This is a genomic window from Streptomyces flavusporus, assembly GCF_046267975.1.
Taxonomy (GTDB): domain Bacteria; phylum Actinomycetota; class Actinomycetes; order Streptomycetales; family Streptomycetaceae; genus Streptomyces; species Streptomyces flavusporus.
Genome location: NZ_CP176503.1, coordinates 2358331 through 2381800, shown reverse-complemented (window position 1 = coordinate 2381800; position 23470 = coordinate 2358331). Strand labels below are relative to the sequence as shown.

The window sequence follows — 23470 nt, the reverse complement described above, 5'->3', positions numbered from 1 at the left end:
ACGGGAGACCCCGGACGTTCACGACCGGCCACGGAACGCTCAGCGCAGCGCCGGATGGTCCGCGACCACCGTGCAGGAACCGGGAGCGATCTCAATGAGGTGCAGGGTGTTGCACTCTGCTGTCATCTGCTAATAGTGCTATTGGTCCTGGCTGCTACTGGCCCCACGGGCGCATGCTGCTCCGTGTCTTTGCCGCGGGCGCGGCACGATCGCGCGGTGTGAGCGGAAGGGGCCCCGGTCAGGGGACGACGGACAGACTCCGCTTCGCAGAGGCCGCCACGTGTCGGCCCTCGCCATCGAAGGTGGTGAGGGTGAGCCCGAACAGGAGCCGTTTCATCTCCTCACTGGTGAGCCCGAGCTCGGCCGCGACGGACGAAGGGCGAACACGCTTCAACCCATCCCAGGTCCTTGAACAGGATGAACTGCGGGATCATCGTGATCTGCGCCGGAATCATCCTCGTCGCGATGACGACGAGGAACAGCGCGTTCTTCCCAGGGGCCCTCAGGCGCGCGAACGCGTAGCCGACCAGGCCGCTCGAGACCATCTGGCCGATGACGGAGCCGACCGAGATGATCACGGAGTTGATCAGGAACCGGCCCATCGGCAGATCACTGCCGAAGATCCGGGTGAAGTTCGCCCAGTGGAACTCGTGCGGGAAAATCGGCAAGTTGTGCCCGGGGGCGGCGCAACTAATCATGAAGCGGACCGACTACGAAACAGCCGCATCTATCTCGGCGTAGCGCAGAGACTTGCAGCGCTCCATCACAGATCGCAAGGACGCAGGGTCTTGGCCAGTGATGTGCTTCACGTGGTGCGACAGGATGGCTTGGTATCCCTCAGCAACTGCCACTTCAGCTGACACCAATTCATCGCTGGCCCACATGTGCCCGTCCGCGCTCGGCGGCATATGCGGGTCATAGGTGCGAGGAATGCCCACGGAGTCAAAGAAGGAAAGGCGCTCTTCGGCCGACACCGGGACATACCGAATGGAGACGCCGTGCACCTCCGAGCCGATCCTCGCGACGTCATGGAAGGTCAACAGCTCGGTGCCGGTGATCTCGTAGACGGCGCCGGCGTGTCGCTCGTTCTGCAGCAGGCAGGTTGCAGCACTGCGAGCGACATCGCTCTTCGCGACTGGCGCCAGGAACCCATCGCCCGTCGCCTGCTTCATCAGCCCAGTCGCCGCCGCAGGCGCCAGAAGAACGTTACTTACGATTTCAGAGTAGAGAGAATTCCTGAGAATCGTATAGGCCAAACCTGATCCTTGGAGGTCAAGCTCGGTTTGGTAGTGGTCTTTGGCCGACAGAGCCGGATTCTTCGGCTGAACGCCTCCCACCGAGGTGTACACAACATGACGGATGCCGGCCCGTTGCGCCGCGGCGATTGCGGTCCGGTGCCCGGAAATCCTTCGTCCGAGGTTCATTCCGCTGATGAGGAAGAGTGTATCTGCGCCACTGTAGGCGGCGTTCAGGGACTCAGGATCCCGGTAGTCGCCTCGACAGACACGGAGCCCTTGCTCCGCGCGTCGGCCGAGCTTCTCCGGGTTGCGCGTCACCAGCGTCAGTTCGACACGTGGATCAGCGTTCAGAAGCAGATCAGTGACACGGCGCCCCAAATCCCCCGAGGCCCCGCTGATGACAATCCGGCCCATGGTGTGTCTCCTGTGCCTGTTCTTTGGCGACCCCGAAAGCCGCGGACGTGGCTCCGGCTGGTCGATGCAGCAGCCCGGACTCCGGGCTCTTGCCGCAGACGCCGCGGCTTCCGGGCGGGTGAGGGAAGCCCATGGCCACTGGATGACCACGGGCCTCCGTTGATCACTGCGCGGCGGAGCCGCTGTCCTGGCCCACGTAATGGACGACTCGCGGCCTGGCGACGCAGTGCGGCGCGACCGCCTCGGCGAACGCTTTCGCCTGCGGGCTCTCGGGGAAGATCTCGGTGTGGTCTTCGAGCCGTTCCCAACCGACCCGGAGCAGGTAGGTGTCGGGGTGGTCGGCACTGAGTTGTTGACCGGACTAGCGGGCGACACGCCGGGTGTGAGTGCATCCCCTGCATGGCCTAGTCGGTAGACGTTGCGCATCCGAACGATGAAGGAGCGCAACAGAGTTGACCGCAGCATCTCGTGACATCCAGTTGATCACCCTGCCGCGTTGGGGGCGGGTGGCTGAGGGCATAGGGGCGGTGCCCTGGCTGGTCTTCGATGAAGAGGGAAGGGCGGTGGAGCCGATCCGGAGGTTTCTGGTCGACTTCGTCGCTCGTGACAACCGGCCTGGCAGCGTCCGCAGCTACGCATTCGACCTGCTGCGCTGGTGGCGATGGCTTCGCGTGGTCCAGGTCGAGTGGGACCGCGCAACCTCAGCAGAGGTCCGCGACTTCGTGCTGTGGCTGCGCATCGCGACGAAGCCGCGGACGTCAGCCCGTACGCAGTCGGCGGCGACCGCGGGAACGACCAACACGATCACGAAGAAGCCCTACCTGGACGACCTCTACAAGCCGCGCACGATCCGGCACAGCAACGCCGTGATCCGCAGCTTCTATGAGTTCTGGATCGAGTCGGGCAGCGGACCGCTGGTCAACCCGGTGCCGCTGGCCCGGAGCGTGAGGCGGCGCCCGCACGCTCATCACAATCCGCTGGATCCGTACGGCAGCGAGGGTCGGCTGCGCTACAACCCCAAGGTCCCACGGCGCCGGCCCCGGCAGATGCCGGACGAGCGATGGAATGAGCTGTTCGGGGCCCTGCGCTCCAACCGGGACCGTGCGATCCTCGCCCTCGGGATCAGCAACGCCGCCCGTGCCTCCGAGCTTCTCGGAGTCCGCGGTGTCGACGTCGACTGGGGCGACCAGCTGGTCCGCGTCGAACGCAAGGGCTCCCAGGCCGAGCAGTGGCTGCCCTCCAGCCCGGAGTCGTTCATCTGGCTGCGGCTCTACCAGAGCGAGGGACCGCCGCTGGATCCGCAGGCCCCGTTGTGGTGGACGCTGCGCCGACGCGATCACGGCGAGGGGCTGGCCTATCAGCCCATGAACTACGAGGCCCTGCGCGCGGTATTCCGCCGGGCCAACGCCCTGCTGGGCACGAACTGGTCGATGCATGACCTGCGGCACACTGCCGCGCTGAGGATGGCCCGGGACAAGCGCCTGACATTGCGAGACGTGCAGACCATCCTCGGGCACACGCACTTGAGTACGACCGCCGACATCTACCTGGTCGAAGAAGAAGAGCAGGTCATCGCCCGGGTCCAGGAGTATCTGGCCGACCGCGAGGAGCGCGCAAAACACCCCGCGCCACCAACCGCCGTCGCCTCGGGCTACGAGGCGAGCGACTTGGCGGTGCTGTTCGGGGGTGCTCAGGCATGAGCTACTCAGGAGGACGCCGCGCCAACCGGACCCGACTCGCCGGCACCGGCACGACGCCGCCACGGCCGCTGTTCGTCGAACACGACCTCAAGTCCGACAAGAACCGCGTCGGTCCGCACGACCAGCGCACCCGCGACGAAGTGCTGGCCCTGCTGCCCGCCTCACCGCTCTGGCCGCGCAACAAGTACCGCCGCGGCCTCGATCCTGGCGTCAGGATCCTGGCCTTCACCGGCCGGATCCTGGACTGGCTGGAGACTCACCCCGGAGACGGCTGGCAGGCCCGGTGGCACGCGGCCGGCGCCGACGAGGACAAGGAGATCGTGCACGCTGGCGTCCTGGGCGACGACCAGCGGGACTCCCAGCGCAACGGCGTGATCTCCGGGATGAACCACCTGATGGTCAACCGGATCGTGCTGCCGGGCTACGGCTTCCTGCGCGGCTACAAGGCCACGCGGCTCTTCAAGAATGTCCAGCAGCTCTTCCCCGACGGCAAGCTGGAGCAGATGCGCCGCTACGGCGCCGAGGTCGGCATGACGGCCCGCCACATCGACGAGGGCCTGCGCCTGATCTCGTCGATCATCCTGCACACCGGCCGGGACCTCGATCAGCTCACCGCGGAGGACATCTTCTACCTGCGGGCCCGCGCCCGGCGCGAGAACGGCGAGGCATACGTCGGCACCCACAGCGCCTGGGACCTGCTGCGCGGGGCCGGCGTCATCCAGTCCAAGGACACACTCAAGGGCGCGCTCCGGCACGGGCAGCGGCCGACCACCGAGCTGGTCGACTCCTACAACATCCAGTCCACCCAGATCCGCAATGTGCTCGTGCGCTACCTCGAAGAACGTCGACCCGGCGTCGACTACGGCACCTTCCGTGGACTGGTACGCGAACTGGCTGGCGTCTTCTGGGCCGACATCGAAGCCCACCACCCCGGCATCGACACCCTGCGGATTCCCGACGACGTCATCGACGGCTGGAAGCAGCGGCTGGTGACCTACACCGACAAGAGCGGCCAGGTCCGAGAACGACGCTCACGCATCGACGTCATGATGCGCATCCGCGGGTTCTACCTCGACATCCAGGAATGGGCACACGAAGACCCGTACTGGGCCCAGTGGGCCGTGCCCAGCCCCATCACCCGGGGCGACGGCGCCGGCAACCACAAGATGGTCAAGCAGACCACCGCGCGGATGCACCAGCGGGTGCGGGAACGGCTGCCCCACCTGCCGGTGCTCGTCGAGACCGCGGAGCGAGTACGCCGCGAGGCCGTCGCGCTGCTGGACGCGGCGCGGGCCACCCCGTTCAACGAGATCTTCGAGCACGACGGGAAGCGCTACTTGCGGGTGCTGCCCGCGGTCAACCAAGTGCCCAGCCGCCTCGACCACGGCTCGCCACACGTCTACATCAAGGAAATCGGCAGCACCGGCCGGCGGATCAACCAGAGCGTCGTCGAGGACGACGCCTTCTGGGCCTGGGCCGTCATCGAGACCCTGCGGCATACCGGCGTCCGAGCCGAAGAACTCACCGAGCTGACCCACCTGGCACTGGTCTCCTACAAACTCCCCGACCAACTCCCCGAGAAGGGCGAGGTCGTCCCGCTGCTGCAGATTGTGCCTTCCAAGAGCAACGAGGAACGACTACTGCTGGTCAGCCCCGAGCTGGCCAGCGTCCTGGCCACGATCATCAAACGCCTACGCGACGCGAACGGCGGGAAGATCCCACTCGTCGCGCGCTACGACTCCCACGAGCGCGTCACCGGCCCCCAGCTCCCGCACCTCTTCCAGCGCCGACCCTACTGGCAGCCGCAGGTCATGAGCGAGGCCGCCGTCAAGCGGCTCCTGGACCGCACCCTGGAATGCACCGGCCTGCGGGACCGGGCGGGCGAGCCGCTGCGCTACACACCCCACGACTTCCGAAGGATGTTCGCGACCGAAGCCGTCACTGGTGGCCTGCCCGTCCACATCGCCGCACGCATCCTCGGACACAAGACGCTGACCACCACTCAGGCGTATCTCGCGGTCTTCCAGGACGACTTGATCAGGACCTACCGCAGCTTCCTCGACCGTCGTCGCGCCGCGCGTCCCCAGGAGGAGTACCGGGAGCCCACTCCGCAGGAGTGGCGCGACTTCCAGCAGCACTTCGAACTCCGCAAGGTCTCGCTCGGCACCTGCGGTCGCCCCTACGGCACCCCCTGCAAGCACGAACACGCCCCATTGACTGAACGAACAGTGGGAATTGGGCAGTTCAGGGGGCGGATGCTGCCTGCGGTCACTACGGTCACCGGTCGTGATGGACGATGCTCCCAAGCGGGATCTGGCGACGTTGGTGGTTCCTCGGTGGGGCCGCCTGGTGGAGACCGGCGATCGGTACGAGCCCTATCGGCTCATCGACCCCGACGGTGTGACGGTTGAGGCGGTCGCTGTCTATTTCCAGGAGTTGCTGGCGGCTGGGAAGGCTCCGTCGACGGTCCGCTCCTACGGGATGGATGTGCTCCGGTGGTGGCGGTTTCTGCAGGCAGTGGGCATTTCTTGGGACCGAGCGACCCGGGCAGAGGCCAGGGACTTCAGCCGCTGGATTCAGCTGACGGTCAAACCAAGGCGAGGTAAGACTTCGGCTCGGAGGTCGGTACAGATCGGCAACGCCCCGAACCCTGTGACGGGGAAGCCATCGGCCGGCCCCGGCTACGCCCCAAACACCGTCGCGCACAGCGAGACCGTGCTGCGACGCTTCTACGACATCCACCGCGACGCGGGGTCGGGTCCGCTGCTCAATCCGTTCCCGCTGGATCTGTCACGTCGTTCTGGTCGGCCACACGCGCACCGCAATCCGATGGACGGCTGGAAGCCGGAGCGGGTGGGGCGCTACCGCCCCAGCATTCCGCGGCGCATCCCGCGCTCGATTCCCGACGAGTGGTTCAACTCGCTGTTCGCTGCGCTGCCCTCGAACCGGGACCGGGCCCTGGTCGCGTTCTGGATCTCAACCGGAGTACGGGCCTCGGAGCTGATTGGCATCCGCCATCGCGATGTCGACCCCGGCCAGCAGTTGATCAGTGTGGTCCGGAAGGGCTCGCGGGCGGTGCAGCAGGTGCCGGCGTCGGCGGACGCGTTCGTGTGGTTGCGTCTCTATCAGCAGGACGTACACGGTCAGGTGCCACGTGGTCGTACGCAGCCGGTGTGGTGGACACGACGACGTCCACTGCGGCCGCTGACCTATCACGGTGCCCACCGGATGTTCGAGCGGGTCAATGCCTCGCTCGGCGCCGACTGGACCCTTCACGACCTGCGGCACAGCGCGGCCGCCCGCATGGTGCGCGACCCGAAGCTGACGTTGGCCGACGTGCAATGGGTGCTCGGACATGCGCATTTGTCCGCCACGGAGCTATATCTGACGCCGCACAAGGACGAGGTCGTGGCCGGGGTACTGGCCCATCACGCACGTCAGGCCCGTGAGTACAGCCAGCCGGTGCCGCCGCCTCCGGCGCCGGGATACGACCCGGCGTCGCTGGACGTCTTGTTCGGTCGGTCGTCGTGACCTCCGTCGCCAAGCACGTGACCCGCAAGCCGTTGGAGGTCTCGTACGCGACGGCAGAGCAGGCACAGGCGAGGAACAGCCAGTTGCGGGCGCGCTTTCCGGCCCGGCCGGCCGAGCCGTGGTGGCCGCAGACTGCACAGTCGATGGAGGAGACGCTGCGGCGACTGACGGCGCCGCCGTTTCTCCCGGCGGTCAACGGGACCCGAGCTGGTCGTCGACGCGGGGTGACCAGGCTGCTGCGCTGGCTGTCGAGTCTGCCTGGGGAGACCTGGCAGCAGCGGTGGGCGGCCAGCGGCGCGGAGGATCTGCCCGGAGCTGCCTGGGTGGAGCTGCCGTTGCGGTGGCTGCGCGAGTGCGGGCCCTCGCCGTTGCATGACCGCGAGGACCTGTCCTCGGGGCTACTCATGCTGATCTGCGGAGACGTCATCCGTCCCGGTCTGCCGTGGATGCTCACCCGCACGCATCGGTATCTCGCCTCCGTCATGGCCGAGGTCCGGGACCCCGACGGGTTCGCGCGCCTGCGCCAGCTGGCCGAGTCCGGGCCAGCGAGCTCGCGCAAGGACGCCCAGATCGCCGCGACACGCATCGCGACCCTGCTGGCCTGCAAGGGCGGACTGATCCGCGACATCACGGTCGGCGACTGCGTGGAACTCGTCGATGCCCAGCGCCAGGTTCACGCTCGCGGCGGGCAGAAGAAGATCGACTTCTATCTGCGGCTGCGGGCTTTGGGGATCTTCCCCGAGGGGGCCCCGGCCACGATCCGGGCATTCGGGCTCGCCCTGGGCCAGTTGAGCATCGACGAACTGGTGGACCGCTACCGGCTCCAGTGCCGGCCGGTCCGCGACCTGATCGTCGACTACCTGCGGGAGCGGCAGCCCTCGCTGGACTTCGCCAGCCTGGACGCGATCTCCCGCACTCTCGCGGGCTTGTTCTGGGCCCGGATCGAAGCCCTGGCGCCGGGGGCCGACTCGCTGCGGCTGCCGCCGGCAGTAGCCCGCGAGTGGAAGGAGGAGCTGAAGGTCAAGAAGCGCACCGTCACCGGGCCCGATGGGAAGAGCATCGAGGTCTCCAGCCCACGGCTCAATGCCAAGGACGAGCTCATGCGAGTCCGGGCGTTCTACCTCGACATCGCACAGTGGGCAGTCGAGGAACCGGCCCGCTGGGGGCCATGGGCCGTGCCCTGCCCGATTCGCGATGACGAGATCCACAAGGCGAAGGACCGCAAGCAGCGCAAGGCCCGGATGGACCAGCGCACACGCGAGCGGCTGCCCGTCCTGCCCGTGCTGGTCAGCACCGCCGATCGTCGGCGACGCGCGGCCGCCAACCTGCTCCAGGCGGCGAAGAACACCGAGCCCGGGGCCGTGATCCCCGGCACCGACGGGGCACTGCGCAGAGCTATCGCACCCAAGGCCGCAGGCCACCTGACCTGGGCCGAAGAGACATCCGGCGGACGGCGGCGGAACCTGTCCTACCAGGAAGAGGAGGCGTTTTGGGCGTTCGCCGCGATCGAGGTTCTCCGCCTGACCGGCATCCGCAACGAGGAACTTCTGGAGCTGACGCACCACAGCGTCACCCAGTACCGGCTCCCGTCCACGGGCGAAGTCGTGCCGCTGCTGCAGATCGCCCCGTCCAAGACCGACACCGAACGACTCCTGTTGGTCAGCCCGGAACTCGCCGACGTCCTCAGCACCATCATCAGCCGCCTGCGCAGCCCCAGCGGGGCGATCCCGTTGGTGGCCTCCTACGACGTCCGTGAGAAGGTCTGGAACCCGCCAATGCCGCTGCTGTTCCAGCGCGACATCGGCTCCGAGCACCGCGCGTTCACGCCGACCGCGATCCGAAAACTGTTGATCAATGCCCTGGCCGTCACCGGCCTGACCAACGCCGACGGCGAGACTCTCACCTTCTCGCCTCATGACTTCCGAAGGATCTTCGTCACCGACGCCATCATGAACGGCCTGCCGCCACATATCGCCCAAGTGATCTGTGGGCACAGGAACATTGACACGACAATGGGGTACAAAGCGGTCTATCCCGCCGAGACGATCGAGGCCCACCGCGCGTTCATCACCCGCCGACGAGCCTCTCGCCCCAGCGAAGAGTACCGAACCCCGACAGAAGAGGAATGGGACGCTTTCCTCGCCCACTTCGAGAAGCGAAAGGTGTCCATCGGCACCTGCGCACGCGCCTTCGGAACCCCGTGTGTCCATGAGCACGCTTGTGTCAGATGCTCACTCCTGCGACCAGATCCGGCTCAACGGGCACGGCTCGACGACATTCGCGACAACCTCAATGCGCGCATTGCCGAGGCTGAGCGCGAAGGTTGGCTCGGCGAGATCGAAGGTCTGCGAATCAGCCTCGCCGGAGCGGAGGACAAGCTTGCGCAGATCGACCAGCGGGGCTCGCAGGTTATCGACCTGGGCATGCCGGAGCCACCACGATGCTGAGGATGCGACGCGGTTCAGGCTATGAGCAGGCGGAGGCCGAGATCTGCCGCGTCGAGGTCGGCGAGGTCGCTGTTGCGCCCGGCCCACCGGCCGGAGTCGAGGTCGTCGCTGAGGCTTCGTACCGCCCGCTGCTCGGCCTCCGGCCCGACCCTCGTCCACACCGACATCGCACGGCGCACGTGATCCTCCAGATACGCCCCCGGTCGGCGCCAGTACGCCTCGAACAGGCCGTCAGCGCAGTCCCACGGGATGGGCACCGGCTCAGCGCGGGCGCCGATCGCGTCGGCCATCCCAGCAAGCGAAGGAAATTCTGCGAGGACGGCGGCGAACTCGGGCAGGTAGTCGCGGGTAAGCCAGAACCGGTCCTGCCATCCGGGCTCGTCGGTGTCGAACGTGAGCACCACCACGCGGCGGGCCACGCGCCGCATCTCGCGCAGCCCCGCTATCGGGTCCCCCCAGTGGTGAACGGTGGAGACGGCCATCGCGACGTCGAAGGAGTGGTCCTCGAACGGCAGGCTCTCCGCGGCGGCGGCCACGCACGGCGCCGAGCCGGCAGGCCGCTGCGACCGCATGACCGCCGATGGCTCCACCGCTGTCACGTCCCGGTCGCAGGGCTCGTAGGAGCCGGTGCCAGCCCCGACGTTCAGCACCGTCTGCGCGTCCCCGAGCGCGTCCCAGATCTGCGCGGCGATCCGCGGGTCGGTGCGGCGTGTCGCGGTGTAAGCGCCGCCGATCGCGTCGTACAGCCGTGCGCCGAGCATCTCCAGTTGCTCCTCCGGCGTCACCTTGACTCCCTTCGCCCGTGCCTCGAGTTCTCTGTCGATGGCCGCCACCATGGCATCAGCGTGATCGCGCCGTTCCAGCAGCAGGCCGCGCAGTCGGCGCAGGTGCGCGACCGCGTCGGTGGACGGGTCGCCGACCAGGTCCGCGACCTCCCGCAGTCCGAAGCCCAGGCGCCGGTAGGCAAGTACCTCGCGCAGTCGTTCCACGTCGCTGCCCGAGTAGGCCCGGTACCCGGCTGCAGTTCGCGCCGACGGCCGTACGAGCCCGATCTCGTCATAGTGATGCAGCGTGCGGACGCTCACGCCCGCCAACTCGGCCACGCGTCCCACGGTCAGGTGCTCCTCCACGGCACCGACTATGCAGCCTGACGCCACGTGAGGGTCAAGCGCCTCGCTTCTGGCAGCGAGAGCCGAACGCGGAACAGCGAGTCCGAGGCGACTGCTGCAAGCCACGGCGGGCCAGATCGCCCCTCAGTTCAGCACCGCGGCGAACCCACCCAGTTAGTTCAGAGAAGCCTGCATCCGCTGCCCAGTCCTCCAGATGGACCCCCGCCAGAAGCCCCGCCTCATCGAGATCATCCAAAACCTCCGTGAACGCATCCGCGAGGCCCGCGCCAACGCTGGCTCGGCGAGGTCGAGGGACTTCAGGTCAGCTTCGACGCCGCGATGGCCAAACTCAAGAGCCTCAAGGACATCCCCACCGACGGACGCCCTCAACTGGTTGACCTCGGCATGCCCGTCTTCACTGACACGGCAGCTGTAGTTCGTGATCACGCCGCTGCAGTGACCTCGTTCCAGTAGCGGTGGCAGGTGGCGGCCCGGTGTTGGTGGCGTCGTCGCCAGTGTGACCAGTGCAGGACGTGTTGGGCGTCGGTGACGGGCTGCGGCAGGACGAAAGCCCGTAGAAGCCGCAGGAGTTCGGGTCGGGTGAGGGCGATCATCGGTTCGTGCTCGGTGTCGGGCTCACCGCTTTCGGTGTCGCCGGGGTGCCGGGCGGCGGCCACGGCGAGAAGGGAAGCGGCGATGAGGCTGATCAGACTCCAGCGCATCCAGGAGTTCCAGCAGGTCGCCTGCCCTTGGTCGAGCCCGGCCAGGGACTTCGCGGCCTGGAAATCTTCCTCTACGCGCCAGCGACAGCAGATGACTTCGACGAGGTCGGACAGGGTGACGGGGGTGGTGGAGTGGCAGCGATAGAAGGAGAGTTCACGGGTGTAGCGGTGGCGGCGGACAAGCAGGAAGCTGTGGCCCGTCTCGTGCCCCTGCGGGATGTCGTCGGCGGTCACCTCGATCATTACCCAGTCGTAGTGGCGGTCGCCCTTGGTGCCGTGGCCGGTGCGGATCCGCTGCCAGGCCCTGCGGGGCAGCTTCGCCAGCACGCCGGCGGTGTCGAACCGGCCGGCCGGGGTGGTCACACGGTGCGAGGCGGGTACGGCGACGGCGTAGTCGAAACCGAGCTCGCGTATGCGTCTGCGCAGGTCGACGCCACCGTAGACCTCGTCGGCGGCGACCCAGCGAGCCGGGAAGCCCTGAGCGCGGGCCTGGGCGAGCATCGCGGCGGCCAGCTGCGGCTTGGTCGCGAAAACCAGCTCGTCGGGCACCCCCGTAAGCAGCCGCCGTTCCTCGTCAGCGGCCCAGTCCCGGGTCAGGTACAGGGCGCGGTCAATCAGCGCGTGCCCGGCCGGGCCCACGTAGGTCAGATGGACGGCGACCTGGCACAAGCCGACACCGCCCAGCGCGCCAGAGTACTGATGGGCGGCGCCCACCGCATCGGTCGAGGACTTCGCGTCGCCGGTCTCGTCGACCACCAACATCGCCTGGTCATCAGCGAGATGTCCCACAGTGAAGGCGGCAAGACGCGCACGGACCGCCTCGTCGTCCCACACCGCCCTGGACAGGAAGTGCTGCAGCCGGTGCGGACCGCAGTGCCCGAGCGCCTCGGCCAGCGTCCAGCAGTTGATCCGCTCCAGCCCCATCAGTACCGCCTCGACCGTCTCCCGCAGCGTCCGCCGCGTCTCACGGCGTGGAAAGCAGTCCGCTACCAGCCCCATGGCCGCCCCGAAGCCGTCCCGCCACACCGCCTGCGCTACCGTGACCTCCACGGCCACCGCGTCCTGATTCGTCGTCACAAACGGTCATGATCACGGTGGCCGTACCCATGCCCGCAAGCAGCCTCGTGGAACCGCTGACCAGCCCGGATCCGTTACCGATCACGAACTACAGCTGCCGTGACTGACGACGCACCACCGCCTCAGCCAGATGAGTAGGTGTTTTTCTTCCTAGCGCGTTGAAGCACGGCGCTCCGAGATCCAGATGGAAGGTAGATCGAGCTTGCTCATTGCGACGGATCGTCGTTGCGGAGGGCCGGTGCCCGAGGTCACAATGCGTGGAGGTGCCGGGTGGTCATCCCGGCGAAGTGTTGGAGGCGCTGCTTGTGAACACCGCACCGCGGTGCGCCTCGCCATGCGCGCCAGACGCTGACCACTTCGCTTCGCCCACCGGCTGACCTGCTTCATTCACGGTGGGCGCTTCCCCTTATGGGAGACCACCGTAGTGTCCGAAGACTTCGGGACGGTTGATCGCCGTCCTCTGGCAACGGTTCTTGCCGCCAACCTCGTTTCGATCGCCGGGAATTGCCTTACATACATGGGCGTGCCGTGGTTCGTGCTGCAAAGCACGGGCAGCGCCGCCAGGGCCGGGATCGTCGCGTTCTGCACACTGCTGCCCGCAGTGCTCGCTGCGCTCGTCACCGGTCCGGTCATCGACCGGATGGGCCGACGGCGGGTGAGTGTCGCCTCGGATCTCGCCTGCGGGGTCGCCGTTGCGGCGATCCCGCTGCTGCAGTTCGCCGGCATCCTGCAGTTCTGGATGCTGTGCGTGCTGATGGCGATGACAGGGCTGTTCCGTGCGCCGGGTGAAACCGCTCGCGGCGTCCTGGTGCCCACGCTCGCCGAACGCGCCGGAATGCCGCTGACCAGGGCTGCGGGGCTGTACGACGGTGCGGCACGCTGCGCGGCGCTGACGGCATCCGCTCTCGGAGGGGTGCTGATCGCCGTACTCGGAGCCGAGAACGTCCTGTTGGTAGATGCCGCGACCTTCGCCGTGGCCGCGCCACTGTTCGCGTTCGGGGTGCGCGGCCTGCCCGAGGCGCGGGCCCAACGACGGGCCGAGCCGGCGTCGCTGCGTGTCTACCGTCGTGAACTCGCGGAAGGGTATCACTTCGTGGCGGCCACGCCGTTGCTGCTGGGCCTGTGCCTGATGACGCTGGTCACCAGGGGCCTCGACCAGGGGTGGAGCGCTGTGCTCCTACCCGTGCATGCCCGTGAGGAGCTTGATGGTGCCGTCGATCTCGGTCTGCTGAACGCGGCGTTCGGGGTTTGCGCTCTCACGGGGGCGCTGGTCTATGGGGCGGTGGGCAGCCGCTTTCGGCGGTGGCCCGTGTTCACGATCGCTTTTCTCATCGGGGGCCTGCCGCGCTTCGTGGTGGCCGCCTTCACCGACACCTTCACCCCGCTGGTCGTGATCATGGCAGTTGAGGGCCTCGCCTTCGGTGTGCTCAACCCCATCATGGCCACCGTGACGTATGAGACGGTGCCGGAGGAACTGCGCAGCCGCGTGCTGAGCGCGACAACGGCCTCGGTGCAGATGGTCACTCCGCTGGGCGGACTGGCCGCGGGCTCCCTCGTGGATTCGGTCGGCTTGTCCTCCACGCTGCTGGCGGTTGGCGGTGTGTATCTGCTCGCCACGCTGTGCCCGGTGATCTTCCCGGCCTGGAGGCAGATGGACCGTATCGGTTCTCCCCGCGCCAGGGCGGAGGGCTCGCTGCCGCAGGGTTCGGGGGCGAAACGGGTGTAGTCACGGAGACGGCCGTCTCGGCGCTGCTCACGAACACCTGACGTCGGTGCTCCCCGTCGCGGTACTCAAGCGGGGGGCCCGGCCTTCTTAGTCCGGAAAAGGGAAGCAGCTCGGCGGATCGGCACCCGGGTGCCTCCAGCAACAGATGCCTGGCCGACGCGAAGTCCGCTTCGAGCCGGGCCCCGGCCCCGGGGCGGATGCGGAGTTCGGCGTGCTCGTAGATCATGCGTCCGCTTCACCCCTTTGCGAGCCGCCCATGTCGACGAATCCGCCGCGCAGGAAGATCAGCGGTGGATCGGTGGCCCGCAGTTCCATCGATTCGACCCGGCCGACCACCTGGTAGTGATCGCCTATGAGGTCGACCTTGAACCTGGTGCACTCCAGGGTGACGATCGCCTCGTCCAGCAGCGGGACACCCCGGTCCGACACGCTCCACTCCACGTCGAGGAAGCGGTCTTCACTGCGTCGGGAGAACGCCCGGCACAGCGCGCTGTGGCCGTGGCCGAGGATGTTGACGCCGAAGTGGCTCGCCTCGTAGAGGCGGGGCCAGGTCCTGGAGGAGCGGTCGACGAAGAAGGCGACGAGCGGCGGGTCCAGCGAGACCGAGGTGAACGAGCCGACGGTCATCCCGACCGGCCCGGATCTGGCGTTCGCGGTGACCACGGCCACGCTGGTCGGGACGTGTCCGAGGACGCGCCGGTAGTCGACGGCGTCGTCGACGGCGGACGGGCCGCTGGGAGGCGTGGCGACGGATGGTGTGGTCTGCATGGTCGTCGTGCTCACAGAGCGATCGTCGGCTCGTCGTTGCCCAGCAGCAGCCGGCCGTAGGCCTCCCTGCCGATCTCGGGGGTCACGAGGGCGTGCCGGGCGGCGGTCTCCGCGTCACGCCAGATGCGGCTGAGCACGTTGGCATCGGCGAAGGATCCGGCACCGTTGGCGGTCAGCAGCGTGTCGATCTCTTCCTTGATCAGTTCGGCGATTACGCCGGTATCGTTGCGGATCCGTCCCCGGTCTCCAGGTCGAGCAGCCGGCCATCGGTGGCGGCCTCGTCGATGTCGAGGCAGATGCGGTTCAGCGCGAGCTCCGCCAGATGCAGCTTGGTGGCCGCGTTCGCGACGCCGATCTGGTGGGTGGGTGAGAGCTTCGCCTGCTGGTAGCTGGTGTAGGCCACCGGCTTGAGGGGCAGCTTGGCCCGGGTGATCTCAAGCGCGTGCCGGCCGAGACCGATCTGCGGTGCGGCAAGGATGGCGGAAGCGACTGCGTCGAAGGCCATCGACGCCATCCGCTCATCGGTGTACGGCGTGAGGTAGCGCGATTCGAGCATGTCCTTGACTCGCTGCACCCGGTGCTCAGGCACGAAGTGGTCCTCGACCACGATGGTGTCACTGCCCGTGCCCTTCATCCCGGCGATGAACCACGTCGGCTCGATCGTGAAGGCTTCCGCGGGAATCAGCGCCATCGCCATCGCCATCGGGTCGTCGCCCTCGATGGTGATTCCCAGGCTCGCCCAGTCGGCGGCGAAGGAACCCGAGGCGTATGGCCAGCGACCACTGATCACGTAACCGCCTTCGACCCGCTCCGACTTGCTGCCCGGGGAGAAGATGCCGCACACCTTTGCCTTCGGGTTTGCGCCGAACACATCCTCCTGCGCCTGCGCGGAGGAGGTCGCGACGAATCCGGTGGCGACCGTCATCAACGCGGCGATCCACCCGGTCGACCCGTCCCCACGGGCCACCTCCGCCACCGCTTCGACGGCGGTGCGCAGCGTCGCCCCGTGGCCGCCGTACCGCTTGGGCACGAGCAGGCGGAACACATCCGCGTCATCCAGCGCCTTCACCACCTCCGGGGCCACTCGACGCGCCTCGGAACCCTGCGCGGCGTACTCGCGGATCAGTGGGACCAAATCGGTGGCGCGGCCCACCAGTTCAGCGTCGGGGCTGCCGAGATCCGACATTACGGCGCTGGACGACATTGTCATGGTGCCTGCTTTCTTAGAGCGTCGTGGGTCGATGGATGTCATGACCGACGTCGACCGCACGGAGGGATGGCAGCCAGCATGCGGATGCGCTCCGAGGGGTGTAAAGACAGACACTTCACCAGGAACTTCATGCCTGCGATGCATCAGACGCATGACTCCGCTCCCGGAGGACCGAACACGGCGTGACCCGCCCTGGCCCGGACGAGCCGGAGACCCCGCAGTTTCGCCGCGCCCAACCGTCTTCCGCGCCCTGGAGGAAATGCACCGGCATCGCGCGTTGCCACCTCTGCCTCGACGGCGACGTGATGAAGGTCATCCGGTCGGCGTCCACCCCCCTCCAGATCCCGGTCCGCGACCTGTCGTCATCCCCAGGACCGTCTGCGTCGAAGCCGTCGTGGAGCGACTGCCGGGGCGAAGACGAGCGGCAGTCCGCCCGGCCTGGTCTCGGAGCAGGTCGGTAGACGCCTGCAGGGCGCACGAACCCGGCCGACAGACCTCGCTCCATCACTTCGGCGACGGCGCTGTCGGCAAGCCGCCCGGAGTCGGCGGCGTACCGCCTGTGCAGGTGTCGTGAAACAGGGTCGGGGCCATTGTTGCTGTGGGCCGCTCGATGGGCTTCAGCCTTCAGGGCATGGCCAAGACCCGTGCCGGGAGCCATGTCCCCGACCGCGACGCTCAGTTCCGGCACATCAACGCCACGGCCGAGCGGTTTCTGGCCCAAGGTCTGCCGGTAGTGAGCGTGGATGCGAAGAGGAAGGAGCCGATCGGCGGCTTCGCCCGGGCGGGCCGCACCTACCGCCCCAAGGGGGCGCCGATCACGGCACCGGACCACGACTTCGTGGACCCCGACACCCCGATTGCGATCCCGTACGGCGTCTACGACCTGGGACAGGACACCGGCTGGGTGAACGTGGGCACCGACCGCAACACCGCGGCCTTCGCAGTGGAGTCCATCCGCCGCTGGTGGAACCAACAGGGCCAGCAGGACTACCCAGACGCATCCCGGCTGCTGATCACCGCCGACTCCGGCGGGGCGAACTCCGCCGACTCCCACCTGTTTCAAGAAGGACCTGGCCGCCCTCGCCGACGAGTGCGGACTGACCATCACCGTCCTGCACTTTCCACCCGGAACATCGAAGTGGAACAAGGTGGAGCACCGCCTGTTCTCCCGGATCACCCACAGCCTGCGCGGACGGTCCCTGACCAGCTACGAGGGCCTGCTCCAGAGCATCGCAGCCACCCGCACCAGCACCGGCCTGACCGTCAACGCCGCCCTCGACGAGAACGACTACCCCACCGGCCGCACGCTCACCAAGGACGAGCGCAAGGCGGTCCTGCAGCGCATCCAGCGGGATGCCTTCCACGGGGAGTGGAACTACGCTATCGCCCCATACGGTCCCCAGATGGCACCGCCACCCGAGCCGGACCGGGCGAAGGCACCGCCGATCCCGGCCGAGGCCACCTTCCTGCTCACGCACCCCGCCCTGACCGGCATGTGCCGCGAGCTGTTCGACCGGCTCGTGGAGGAACTCGAACCCTGTCGCCGGGTCCTGGCCGAGGCGGAGCGGGAGAAGAGGAAGGGCCTCAATCGGCGCGGCTACAACCCCGGCTTCGGCTTCCTCGACCACCGCCACCGCGTCCTGGCCGCCGTCCTGAGCCGCCGCAACACCGTCACCCTCACTCTGACGGCCCGACTCCTCGGCCGGGACCGCAACACCCTGAGCTACCACGCCCACCGAACCATGCCCCTGCTTGCCTTCGCCGCGGCCCCCGACATCACCGCAGCCATCACCCAGCCCCGGCGAACCCACCCACCCCGAACGATCGACGCCCTCCAGAACGCGATCGCTGACTACGAAAGCAACATCAAGTCAGGCAGTAGATAGTTGACGGCTCCTGAACCGCTTCCAGTTCATTGAGGACCACCACCGCGCCTGGGGCGTGAAGCGGTTGTGCGCCGTGCTGGAGGTCGCCCGCTCCAGCTTCTACAAATGGCGGGCCGGCCGTGAGGCCCGTGCCGCGCGCGAGCGGGCCGAAGTCGTGCTTGCCGAGCGGATCCGGGCCGTGCACGCCGAGTGGGACGGCACCTACGGCCGCCCCCGGATCACCTCCGAGCTACGCGACGAGGGCGAGCGTGTGAACCACAAGCGCGTCGGGCGGGTGATGCGGAAGTTCGGTATCGCCGGGCTGCGGCTGCGCAAGCGCCAGGTCACCACCGTGCCCGAACCGTCCGCCACCCCGGTGCCGGACCTGTTCCAGCGCGACTTCACCGCGAGCGCACCGAACACCAAGTACGTCGGGGACATCACGTACTTGCCTGTGGGCGACAGCGAGTTCCTGTATCTGGCGACGGTGATCTACTGCTTCTCGCGCCGCCTGGTGGGCTGGTCAATCGCCGACCACATGCGCACCGAGCTGGTCACTGACGCGCTCCGGGCTGCCGCCCGGACGCGGGGCAGCCTGGCCGGCGCCGTTTTTCACAGCGATCACGGGGCGCAGTACACCTCCCGTCAGTTCGCCGAAGCATGCGCCGAGTTGGGGTGCGGCAGTCGATGGGAGCGGTCGGCACCTCGGCGGACAACGCGTTGGCCGAATCGTTCAACGCCGCTCTCAAACGCGAGACACTGCGCGGTGCCCGCCGCTTCGACGGCGCCCGCGCCTGCCGCTTGGCGGTCTTCCGCTGGACCACGCGCTACAACACCCGCCGACGACACTCGGCGAACGGACAGCAGGCACCGATCACCTACGAACAGCAGTCAGCTACCCTGACACTTGCCGCATAACGACACGAACAAGTGTCCACCCTTCGGGGACAAGGCCCCTGGTTTTCCCATGGACCGATGCCCAGGAAAAGGCCTCCCTGTATGCCAGGGCTCTCTGTCACGACGATGGATTCCGCAAGGCGCCTTCGCACACGAAAGGCCGCCTCCGACACATGGCGAATCGCGACTCTGACGGAGAGAACATGCGTGACTACACCAAGCTGTACATCGACGGCGCCTGGCGCGAGCCCCTCGACGGCTCAGTCGTCGATCTGACCGACCCCGCGACCGGCGAGGTGTCCGGCCGGGTGGCGCTCGGCGCCGAGGCCGACGTCGACCTGGCGGTCGCCGCGGCCAACCGGGCATTCCCCTCTTTCTCCCGGACCACCCGCCAGGAGCGTATCGACCTGCTGGAGCGGATCGCCGACGAGTACGAGCGGCGCGCCGAGGACATGGCCCAGGCGGTCACCGCCGAGCTGGGCTGTCCGCTGCCGCTGTCCCGTGCCATGCACGTTGCCGCCGGGCTGATCCAGTTCCGGGCCGCTGCCCAGGTGCTCAAGACGTTCGCGTTCACCGAAGACCGTGGCACCACCCACATCCGCAAGGAAGCCATCGGCGTGGCGGCTCTGATCACTCCGTGGAACTTCCCCGCCCTTCAGCCGGCCGGCAAGACCGCCTCGGCGCTCGCGGCGGGCTGCACCGTCGTCCTCAAGCCGGCTCAGCTGGCTTCGTACTCGGCTGTCGTCCTGGCCGAGATCCTGGAGGCCGCCGGCGTCCCCGCAGGTGTCTTCAACCTCGTCACCGGCCGCGGCTCGGTGATCGGAAACGCGCTTGCCTCGCACCCCGACGTCGCCGTCGTGTCCTTCACCGGCTCGGGTGAGGCCGCGCTCCAGGTGAACGCCGCCGCGGCCAAGAGCGCCAAGCGCGTGGCCACCGAGCTCGGCGGCAAGTCGCCGCAGGTGATCATGCCTGATGCGGATCTGGACGTTGCAGTCGACACGGTGCTCACCTGGCTGATGGCCAACACCGGCCAGATCTGCAGTGCGCCGAGCCGGACCCTGGTGCCGCGCGAGCGGCTGGAGGAGTTCCTGTCCGTGCTGCTCCCGCGGGTGGAGGCGCTCCAGGTCGGCGACCCGCGCGCGGAGGGCACCGACATGGGCCCGCTGATCTCCGGCGAGCAGTGGCGGACCGTCCAGCACTACATCCAGGCCGGCCTGGATGAGGGGGCCCGGCTGCTCACCGGAGGCCTGGGCAAGCCGGATGGCCTGGAGAACGGGCACTTCGTCAAGCCCACGGTGTTCTCCGGGGTCACCAACGACATGACCATCGCCCAGGAAGAGATCTTCGGCCCGGTGATGTCGATCATCACCTACGACACGGTGGACGAGGCTATCCAGATCGCCAACGACACCCGGTACGGCCTCGCCGGTTATGTCACCGGCAGCGATCTTGCGGACGCCGCGGACGTCGCGTCCCGGATCGAAGCGGGCTACGTGATCATCAACAACGCCGAGTTCGACTGGACCGCGCCCTGGGGCGGTTACAAGGAGTCGGGCAACGGCCGCGAATGGGGCCCCGACGGCATGCAGGAGTACCTGGAGACCAAGGTCGTCCTGGGCCGCTGACGGCCGACGCTGGATTCCCACCGGAGATGGCAAGAGCATGAACGTCGGCAAGCTGGCCGCCCCCGAGACCCGGGGGCGCCGGCACCCCACCCAGCATCACCGGCCGCACCGCCCCTGGCACTTCAAGACCGTGGTCGCGATCGTCTTCGTGGTCATGGCCGCCAGCAGCGCGCCGTCTCCGCTGTACGGTCTCTACCAGCAGCAATGGCACTTCGGCACGACCACGTCGACGATCGTCTATGCCTGCTACGCCGTCGGCGCGGTCCTGACCCTGCTGCTGGCCGGGGGCCTGGCCGAGCACCTGGGCACCCAACGGACGATCGTGGTGGCACTGGCCACCATCGTCGTCAGCTTCCTGACATTCCTCCTGGCCACGGGGGCGTGGGCGCTGTGCCTGGCCCGCCTGATCCAGGGCGTCGCGGTCGGGTTGCTCACCAGCAGCGCGGGCTCGGCCCTGGCCGACCTTCACCGGGACCGCAGTCACCAGGCAGCGGCGGCGGCCAACAGCGCGGCGACCTCGACAGGCATCGCGCTGGGCGCGGTGTTCTCCGGCCTCGCCGTCCAGTTCGCTCCCGCGCCGCTGGTCGCCCGTTCGTCGTGCTGACCGTCCTGTCCCTCGGCGGTCTCGCCCTGGTGCGGGCGATTCCCGCCTGGCAGATCGCGCCCGAACGGCTCAGGCCCTGGCGCCCCCGGGTGCTGCGGCTGGGTGCGGAGCCGCGCGGGATCCTGCTCCGGGTGGCCCCCATCGTGACGGCCGGCTGGGCGGTCGTCGGGCCTGACCTTCATGGGGTCCACGAGCACCGTGACGGCGGCGATGATCGCCAAGGGCTACCCCCAGCTCCTGCCGGGGTTCTTCGCCCTGGCCTACCTGGCGGTGAGTGTGCCGGTGGTCGCCCTGGGCGCCGCTGCTTCCCGCTTCGGCGTCGCCGCCGCCTTCTCGGGGTTCGGACTGCTCGTGGCACTGCTCGCCATGGTGGCAGGCGCCATCGCTGTCCGCCGGGGTCGGCCCAGCCGGGAAGGGCCGCTGCTGGCCACAGAGAGCAGTAAATGCTGCTCCCATCGCAGCGATACGAAAATTCGCTGCATCTGACCTGATTTTTCTAACATGGAACGAATGAGAGGTAGTGGCATGGCCACTTGGTTCATCACTGGCGCGTCCCGCGGTTTCGGCCTGGAGATCGCACGCCAGGCACTGGAGCGGGGCGACAAGGTCGTGGCGACGGCCCGCAGGCCCCAGGACGTACAGGACGCGCTCTCCCAGTACGGGGACAGCCTGCTCGCTGTCGCCCTGGACGTCACCGACGAGGCGCAGGCCCGTGAGGCTGTCGAGGCAGCCGTGGAGAGGTTCGGGACGATCGACGTCCTCGTCAACAACGCAGGACGCGGTGTGCTGGGCGCGGTGGAGGAAACGTCCGACGCAGCGTTCCGCTCGGTCTACGACACCAACGTCTTCGGTCTGGCCAACGTCACCCGCGCCGTACTGCCGGTCATGCGCCGGCAGCGGTCGGGCCGCGTTCTCAATCTGAGTTCCATCGGGGGCTTCGAGAGCGTGGCGGGCTTCGGCGTCTACTGCTCGACCAAGTTCGCCGTGGAGGGCCTGTCCGAGGCGATGCGCGCCGAACTGGCGCCGCTGGGGATCCAGGTCACGATCGTGGAGCCGGGATACTTCCGCACCGACTTCCTCGACGCCACCAGCCTGCTCACGGAGGGCCGGCTCATCTCCGACTACGCCGACACCGCCGGCGCGGTGCGCCAGGCCGTCCCCGGGCTCAACCACGCCCAGCCCGGTGACCCGGTCAAGGGAGCCACGGCCATCCTCGCCCTGGCCGACGCCGCCAACCCGCCGCTGCGCGCCCAGCTCGGCAGCGACTGCGCCTCGGCCATGGACCGTAAGATCGCCCAGCTTCGCGAGGAGACCGACACCTGGCGGGAGCTCGCCCTGTCCACGGACCATGACGACGTGACGGTCAGCATCTGACCCGCCGTATGACGCGCAGGGATCGAACGAGAAGGAGACTGCCGTGACAGAACTCGGTGAATACCTGCGCGCCTGCCGCGCCCGGGTCACTGCGGAGCAGGTGGGGCTGCCCACGTCCGGGCACCGCCGGGTGCCGGGACTGCGGCGTGAGGAACTCGCCTCGCTGGCCGGCGTCAGCGTGGACTACATCGTGAGGCTGGAACAAGGCCGCGTGAAGTCCGCCTCGCCCGCCATCCTCACGGCCCTGGCCCGGGCGCTTGAGCTGCGCCCCGACGAGGAGGAATACCTGCTGCGGTGCGCGGCCGAAGCCGGCATCTCCGACCGGGCGAAGCCGGCCGCACCGAGAAACCAGCAGGTATCGCATGCAACCCAGGTCCTCCTGGACAGCATGGTGAACGTCCCGGCACTCGTGCTCGGACGCCGCATGGACATCCTGGCGTGGAACAAACTGAGCGCCGCGCTGTTCACCGACTACTCCAGGCTGCCGGCCAAGCGGCGCAACCACATATGGCTCACCTTCCTCGATCCCGAGGTCCGGGGGCTGTACGCGAACTGGGAGCAAGTGGCCCAGGAGTGTGTCGCCTACCTCCGCATGGACGCCGGCCGTTACCCGAACGATCCCGAACTCGCCCGTCTCGTCGGGGAACTCTCCGTGAAGGACCCCGACTTCCGCCGATGGTGGTCCGACCACAGGGTGCGGGCCCAGCGGCATGGCCGCAAGGAGTTCGTCCACGCGATCGCCGGGGAACTGAGCCTGGACTTCCAGGTGCTGGATGTGCGGGGCTCCACGGACCAGAGCCTGCTCGTCTACACGGCGGAACCGCACTCGCCCAGCACACAGGCCCTGACCTTCCTGGCGGGCTGGGCCGCCACCGAGCTCCCCGCCCGGCCGACGGAGGCGGCAGGACCGCCCCGCCGTCCTGAGGAAGCACCTGCGGCGGGGGAATCCAAGGACGGGGCGTAGCGCATCAGCGGGACGGCCGGGCCGAAACACTTGGGGAGCAGAGTGTGCGACAATCTGCTCCCCAACGTTCGTGTGGGTGTAACCCGTATCACAGGGGCGAAGAGTAGTGCGGCGAGGGGGCCAAGGTCTTTCCCTACGGCTCGACCTGCAGCATGTGAACCGCCGCCGTGGCTACCGCTCGCTGGGCAGCGATGAAGTC

17 protein-coding genes and 4 pseudogenes are annotated in these 23470 nt (G+C 68.0%); 12 read left to right on the top strand and 9 right to left on the bottom strand.

The window, feature by feature from the left end:
• Positions 1-341 precede the first annotated feature (341 nt).
• The gene (locus ACKTSN_RS11190) at positions 342-668 is read right to left on the bottom strand and encodes a hypothetical protein (protein ID WP_409468965.1); all 327 of its coding nucleotides are present in this window, start codon (positions 666-668) and stop codon (positions 342-344) included.
• Positions 669-710: 42 nt separating this feature from the next.
• Complete coding sequence (locus ACKTSN_RS11185; protein ID WP_409468964.1) at positions 711-1652, bottom strand: SDR family oxidoreductase; 942 nt, start codon at positions 1650-1652, stop codon at positions 711-713.
• A 452-nt stretch (positions 1653-2104) separates the two neighbouring features.
• Here ACKTSN_RS11185 and ACKTSN_RS11180 point away from each other — a divergent pair, with 452 nt between their 5' ends.
• From ACKTSN_RS11180 to ACKTSN_RS11165, 4 genes are read left to right on the top strand one after another with little or no spacing between them, the layout of a single operon-like run.
• On the top strand, positions 2105-3352 hold the full coding sequence (locus ACKTSN_RS11180; protein WP_409468963.1) for a tyrosine-type recombinase/integrase: 1248 nt from the start codon (positions 2105-2107) through the stop codon (positions 3350-3352).
• A complete protein-coding gene (locus tag ACKTSN_RS11175) occupies positions 3349-5763 on the top strand; it encodes a tyrosine-type recombinase/integrase (protein WP_409468962.1) in 2415 nt (804 codons plus the stop codon). The genes ACKTSN_RS11180 and ACKTSN_RS11175 overlap by 4 nt, the downstream gene beginning before the upstream one ends.
• Complete coding sequence (locus ACKTSN_RS11170; protein WP_409468961.1) at positions 5702-6883, top strand: tyrosine-type recombinase/integrase; 1182 nt, start codon at positions 5702-5704, stop codon at positions 6881-6883. Before ACKTSN_RS11175 ends, ACKTSN_RS11170 begins: the two co-directional genes overlap by 62 nt.
• The gene (locus ACKTSN_RS11165; RefSeq protein WP_409468960.1) at positions 6880-9330 is read left to right on the top strand and encodes a tyrosine-type recombinase/integrase; all 2451 of its coding nucleotides are present in this window, start codon (positions 6880-6882) and stop codon (positions 9328-9330) included. Before ACKTSN_RS11170 ends, ACKTSN_RS11165 begins: the two co-directional genes overlap by 4 nt.
• Before the next feature lie 14 nt (positions 9331-9344).
• On the opposite strand, the gene ACKTSN_RS11160 is transcribed toward ACKTSN_RS11165, so the two are convergent.
• Both ACKTSN_RS11160 and ACKTSN_RS11155 read right to left on the bottom strand, forming a co-directional pair.
• Positions 9345-10442: a MerR family transcriptional regulator gene (locus ACKTSN_RS11160; RefSeq protein ID WP_409474802.1), complete on the bottom strand. Its 1098-nt coding sequence runs from the start codon at positions 10440-10442 to the stop codon at positions 9345-9347.
• Between the two features lie 440 nt (positions 10443-10882).
• A complete protein-coding gene (locus ACKTSN_RS11155) occupies positions 10883-12238 on the bottom strand; it encodes an IS701 family transposase (protein ID WP_409468959.1) in 1356 nt (451 codons plus the stop codon).
• Between the two features lie 424 nt (positions 12239-12662).
• Here ACKTSN_RS11155 and ACKTSN_RS11150 point away from each other — a divergent pair, with 424 nt between their 5' ends.
• Entirely contained in the window at positions 12663-13964 is a 1302-nt protein-coding gene (locus ACKTSN_RS11150; protein ID WP_409468958.1) for an MFS transporter, read from the top strand.
• A 160-nt stretch (positions 13965-14124) separates the two neighbouring features.
• On the opposite strand, the pseudogene ACKTSN_RS11145 reads toward ACKTSN_RS11150, so the two are convergent.
• From ACKTSN_RS11145 to ACKTSN_RS11125, 5 genes and pseudogenes are all read right to left on the bottom strand, one after another.
• Positions 14125-14190, bottom strand: a pseudogene (locus ACKTSN_RS11145) (hypothetical protein); the annotation flags it as partial.
• Positions 14187-14747 (bottom strand): flavin reductase family protein, encoded by a 561-nt coding sequence (locus tag ACKTSN_RS11140; RefSeq protein WP_409468957.1) that lies wholly within the window; start codon positions 14745-14747, stop codon positions 14187-14189. The pseudogene ACKTSN_RS11145 and the gene ACKTSN_RS11140, both read right to left, overlap by 4 nt.
• Positions 14744-14869: a hypothetical protein gene (locus ACKTSN_RS11135; protein ID WP_409468956.1), complete on the bottom strand. Its 126-nt coding sequence runs from the start codon at positions 14867-14869 to the stop codon at positions 14744-14746. Before ACKTSN_RS11135 ends, ACKTSN_RS11140 begins: the two co-directional genes overlap by 4 nt.
• Before the next feature lie 3 nt (positions 14870-14872).
• Positions 14873-14932: pseudogene (locus ACKTSN_RS11130) on the bottom strand (hypothetical protein); the annotation flags it as partial.
• A gap of 11 nt (positions 14933-14943) precedes the next feature.
• Complete coding sequence (locus ACKTSN_RS11125) at positions 14944-15936, bottom strand: acyl-CoA dehydrogenase family protein (RefSeq protein WP_409468955.1); 993 nt, start codon at positions 15934-15936, stop codon at positions 14944-14946.
• A gap of 610 nt (positions 15937-16546) precedes the next feature.
• Here ACKTSN_RS11125 and ACKTSN_RS47540 point away from each other — a divergent pair.
• The 7 genes and pseudogenes from ACKTSN_RS47540 to ACKTSN_RS11085 form a co-directional block, all read left to right on the top strand.
• Positions 16547-17828: pseudogene (locus ACKTSN_RS47540) on the top strand (ISAzo13 family transposase); the annotation flags it as partial.
• Between the two features lie 7 nt (positions 17829-17835).
• Positions 17836-18725 (top strand): annotated as a pseudogene (locus ACKTSN_RS11110) (IS3 family transposase); the annotation flags it as partial.
• 182 nt (positions 18726-18907) lie between these two features.
• Positions 18908-20329, top strand: a complete 1422-nt coding sequence (locus tag ACKTSN_RS11105) for an aldehyde dehydrogenase family protein (RefSeq protein ID WP_409467185.1) — start codon at positions 18908-18910, stop codon at positions 20327-20329.
• 37 nt (positions 20330-20366) lie between these two features.
• On the top strand, positions 20367-20933 hold the full coding sequence (locus tag ACKTSN_RS11100) for an MFS transporter (protein ID WP_409468954.1): 567 nt from the start codon (positions 20367-20369) through the stop codon (positions 20931-20933).
• A gap of 180 nt (positions 20934-21113) precedes the next feature.
• Positions 21114-21419, top strand: a complete 306-nt coding sequence (locus tag ACKTSN_RS11095; RefSeq protein ID WP_409468953.1) for a hypothetical protein — start codon at positions 21114-21116, stop codon at positions 21417-21419.
• 39 nt (positions 21420-21458) lie between these two features.
• Positions 21459-22307, top strand: a complete 849-nt coding sequence (locus ACKTSN_RS11090) for an oxidoreductase (protein WP_409468952.1) — start codon at positions 21459-21461, stop codon at positions 22305-22307.
• A 43-nt stretch (positions 22308-22350) separates the two neighbouring features.
• Complete coding sequence (locus tag ACKTSN_RS11085) at positions 22351-23271, top strand: helix-turn-helix domain-containing protein (RefSeq protein ID WP_409468951.1); 921 nt, start codon at positions 22351-22353, stop codon at positions 23269-23271.
• Positions 23272-23470 lie beyond the last annotated feature (199 nt).